Origin of the sequence: Mesorhizobium sp. M7A.F.Ca.ET.027.02.1.1 (assembly GCF_004022985.1) — a bacterium.
Lineage (GTDB): Bacteria > Pseudomonadota > Alphaproteobacteria > Rhizobiales > Rhizobiaceae > Mesorhizobium.
On the sequence record NZ_RZOL01000532.1, the window covers coordinates 1 to 3378 of the forward strand.

A 3378-nucleotide genomic window follows, 5' to 3' on the forward strand; every position below is an offset into this window, starting at 1 on the left:
CCCGGTTGCTGCACCGAATGGGTGGCATCGAAGATCACCGGCGCGCCGATCTCGGCCATGATGGGAAGAGCGCGCATGTCGGAGACCAGCGTGTTGTAGCCGAAGGAGGCGCCGCGCTCGGTGGTCAGCACATTGGCATTGCCGGAACCGGTGATCTTGGCGACGACGTTCTTCATGTCCCAGGGGGCGAGGAACTGCCCCTTCTTCACATTGATCACCTTGCCGGTTTTCGCCGCGGCGACCAGCATGTCGGTCTGGCGCGACAGGAAAGCCGGAATCTGCAGGACATCGACATGCGGCGCGACGATGGCGCACTGCTCCTCGGTGTGGACATCGGTCAGCACGGGGAGCGAAAATTCCTTGCGCAGTTCGTCGAAGACGGGAAGGGCTGCGTCCATGCCGGCGCCGCGCGTCGCCGACAGCGAGGTGCGGTTGGCCTTGTCGTAGCTGGTCTTGTAGACGAGGCCTATGCCGAGCCTGCCGGTCAGTTCCTTCAGTGCGCCGGCCATGTCGAAGGCATGCTGGCGCGATTCAAACTGGCACGGGCCGGCGATCAGGGACAAAGTCGCCCTGTTGTCGAAGACGACATTGCCGACGGCTACAGACGAATTGGGCGCCATCGAATTGGACGCTTGCGGCTTGCTCATGGGATCTCCCGGAAGATAAAGGCCGCGCCCTGTCCGGGTGCACGCCGCACGACGATATCATTGCCCGCTATATTGTGTAGGACGGAATTGGCTGCAAGCAGCCTCGATGTCACATCGGCGTTCCGGACCGAAAAGACCACCGCTGCGAAGCGTAGATCTGTCGGCGCGCCGGCCGGCAGGCCGAAGCGCGCGGTGAAAGCCGCGCGGTCAAGCACGCTCAAATCCGCATTCGGCAAGGGAAAAATGCCGCCCTGCCCGTCGGCGGCCGGATCATCCACCGCCACGGAAATCAGCCCATGCTGCTTTCCGGGCGCATCGCTGACCGCCAAGATCTCGACAATTCCGGTCGCGCCGTTGGCGTGGGCCTGCAAAGCCGTGCGATCCACATCAGGCGCGTTGACCCGCTCGCAGGCAAACAGAAAGGCGTCCGTGGCTTCGGCTCCGGCCGCAAAGGCGAGCTTGAACGACGCGATGTCGCTTTTGCCGGCAGGGTCGGTGAAGGCGCGCGAAAAACCCAGCATGTCTCCCGCCGAGATGCCGGCATCGACATAGCGTGCATGGTCGGCATCGGCATTGCCCGTGCCTAGAACAATGGCGGAAAATCCCTCGTCGCCGTTGCTGTCGCGATAGGCGCGATCACGCGCGACGAAGACATTGCCGTCTGCGATAGCCTTTGCCGCCACCTGCTCGTCGCCGACCGCCAAAGGTTCGAGATAGGTGCCGTCGGCCAGGAAAACACAGCAGTTTTCCGTTCCGAACGGATGGATTCCGGTCGGGGCAACGACGAAGCCAAGCGCGGTGAGCCGGGCTCGCGCCACATCGAGGCTGTGCGTCGGCAGCACCAGATGATCGAGCGGATGGGTGCCTGCGGCTGCGGTTTTGGTCATGCAGGCGCGATGTGCATCATTCCGCAAAGCCGTTCAAGACTTGATCGCAATACCGGCCAGTTCGCCCGTCAATTCACCGGACGTCGAAAGGCGCCCCTGGAGCAAGGTTCGATCAGCTCCCCGCGACTACATCGGCGGAATAGCGCAGTTCACGCATCGGTTTGACCTTGCTGGTGGTCTGCGCGTAGAGCGGGTGCGCCTTGTAGGCGGCCAGCGCGGCGTCATCGACGAACTCCGCATAGACAACCACGTCGACCTCATCCGACAGCGGATCCACCTTGGTGTTGAGCGTGACCTCGAACAGGCTGGAATGAGGAATGTCGCCGAGCGCCAGCAAGCCGGTGCGCACAGCCTCGACATCCTCTTTTCGCCGCGCGCTGAAGAAAACGATATGCCGGATCAACCCCGCCTCCTCTATCAAAGTGCCGGGGTCTTTTGTGACGGCAGGACGTTGGCGTCAATCGACAAGGATGTCGCGGCTGCTGCCACTGGAGTTAAGCTTTGCTGGTAACATATCGCACAACATGGCTAAGCTCTCTCACAGCGGTGTCGAGATAGCGGCCCTGATTGTACATGCCATCCCAGATCAGGAAAAACGCGATGGCGGCAATGACGATTACATAACGCATGGCTAAATCTATCGCACACGGAATTCTGCGGCCATAGGCGTTTTTTTGACGCGCTGCGCCTTGGCTGTGCAAAGGCATAGATGCCCGCCGGCGCGAGCAATCTGCTTGGCACAGCCCCGCTTGCAGCCTGCCCCTTGAAGTTTCCCCGCATGACGTGGAAGATTGTCGCACGGATTCACCGGGAAGCGCTGAAGCTCTGGTAGGGGGCGCGCACTTCGTTCGAGCCCGCTCGCCGACGAACCGGTCGCGGCGGCGTTCGAAGCTGGCGAATGATCCAAGAGAACCGTGGTCCGGCAATTTGCGCCGGCACCGCGGAAATCCAGGGGCATGAGATGGCGCAAAAGGAACATTTTAGCGTAGCATTGAGCGACGCGGTCAGGCTCGATGAATTCAACTTCGCCGAGATCGTCAAAGGCCTTCCAGCGAAAGCGCGCATGGTGCTGTCGGCGGCAATGAACCTGCCTCGCGGTTCGCTCAGGGTGAGGCTGCCGGACGGCCGCGCCGTGCTCGTCGGCGGCAAGGGACCTGGCCCGGATGCCGAACTGGTGCTGAAGAATTGGCGCTTGCCCGGCCGCGCCTTTTCCGGCGGCACGATCGGCGTTGCCGAATCCTATATGGACGGCGATTGGGAAAGCCCTGATGTGACCAGCTTCCTGGAGCTGTTCGTGGTCAATTCGGTCATTGGCGAGAGTATCGCGGGCGGCACCAGTTGGCTGATCAACACCGTCCAGCGCATCCGCCACTGGTTCAACCAGAACACGCGCACCGGTTCGAAACGCAATATCTCGGCGCATTACGACCTCGGCAACGCCTTCTACAAGGAATGGCTCGATCCGAGCATGACCTATTCCTCGGCGCTCTACACCACCGGTGCCAACGACCTGGAAGGCGCCCAGGCCGCCAAATATCGCGCTCTGGCGAAGGATACAGGGATCGGTCCGAAGGACCATGTGCTGGAAATCGGTTGCGGTTGGGGTGGCTTCGCCGAATTCGCGGCGCGCGAGATCGGCTGCCGCGTGACGGGGCTGACGATCAGCCGCGAGCAGCACGATTTTGCCACGGCTCGCATCGCCAAGGCTGGCCTTGCCGACAAGGTCGACATCAAGCTGCAGGATTATCGCGACGAAACCGGCACCTATGACCGCATCGCCTCGATCGAGATGTTCGAGGCGGTCGGCGAGAAATACTGGCCGGGGGTTTTCGGCAAGATGTAGG

The 3378-nt window shown here is 61.8% G+C and carries 3 protein-coding genes and 1 pseudogene; 1 reads left to right on the forward strand and 3 read right to left on the reverse strand.

What is annotated here, in order from left to right:
- From kdsA to EN749_RS32805, 3 genes are all read right to left on the reverse strand, one after another.
- Positions 1-647 (reverse strand): 3-deoxy-8-phosphooctulonate synthase (kdsA, locus tag EN749_RS32795; RefSeq protein ID WP_128364725.1); only part of this gene is annotated, 647 nt, incomplete at its 3' end.
- Positions 644-1534: a VOC family protein gene (locus EN749_RS32800; RefSeq protein WP_127810408.1), complete on the reverse strand. Its 891-nt coding sequence runs from the start codon at positions 1532-1534 to the stop codon at positions 644-646. The genes EN749_RS32800 and kdsA, both read right to left, overlap by 4 nt.
- A gap of 112 nt (positions 1535-1646) precedes the next feature.
- Positions 1647-1937 (reverse strand): Dabb family protein, encoded by a 291-nt coding sequence (locus EN749_RS32805; protein ID WP_127323248.1) that lies wholly within the window; start codon positions 1935-1937, stop codon positions 1647-1649.
- A gap of 558 nt (positions 1938-2495) precedes the next feature.
- Between EN749_RS32805 and EN749_RS32815 the strand changes: the two are divergent.
- Positions 2496-3374 (forward strand): annotated as a pseudogene (locus tag EN749_RS32815) (cyclopropane-fatty-acyl-phospholipid synthase family protein); the annotation flags it as partial.
- Positions 3375-3378: the final 4 nt, after the last annotated feature.

Bases quoted from the DNA above. Each gene is read 5' to 3' on its own strand.
- EN749_RS32800 (WP_127810408.1), bottom strand. From the start codon at position 1,534: ATGACCAAAACCGCAGCCGCAGGCACCCATCCGCTCGATCATCTGGTG.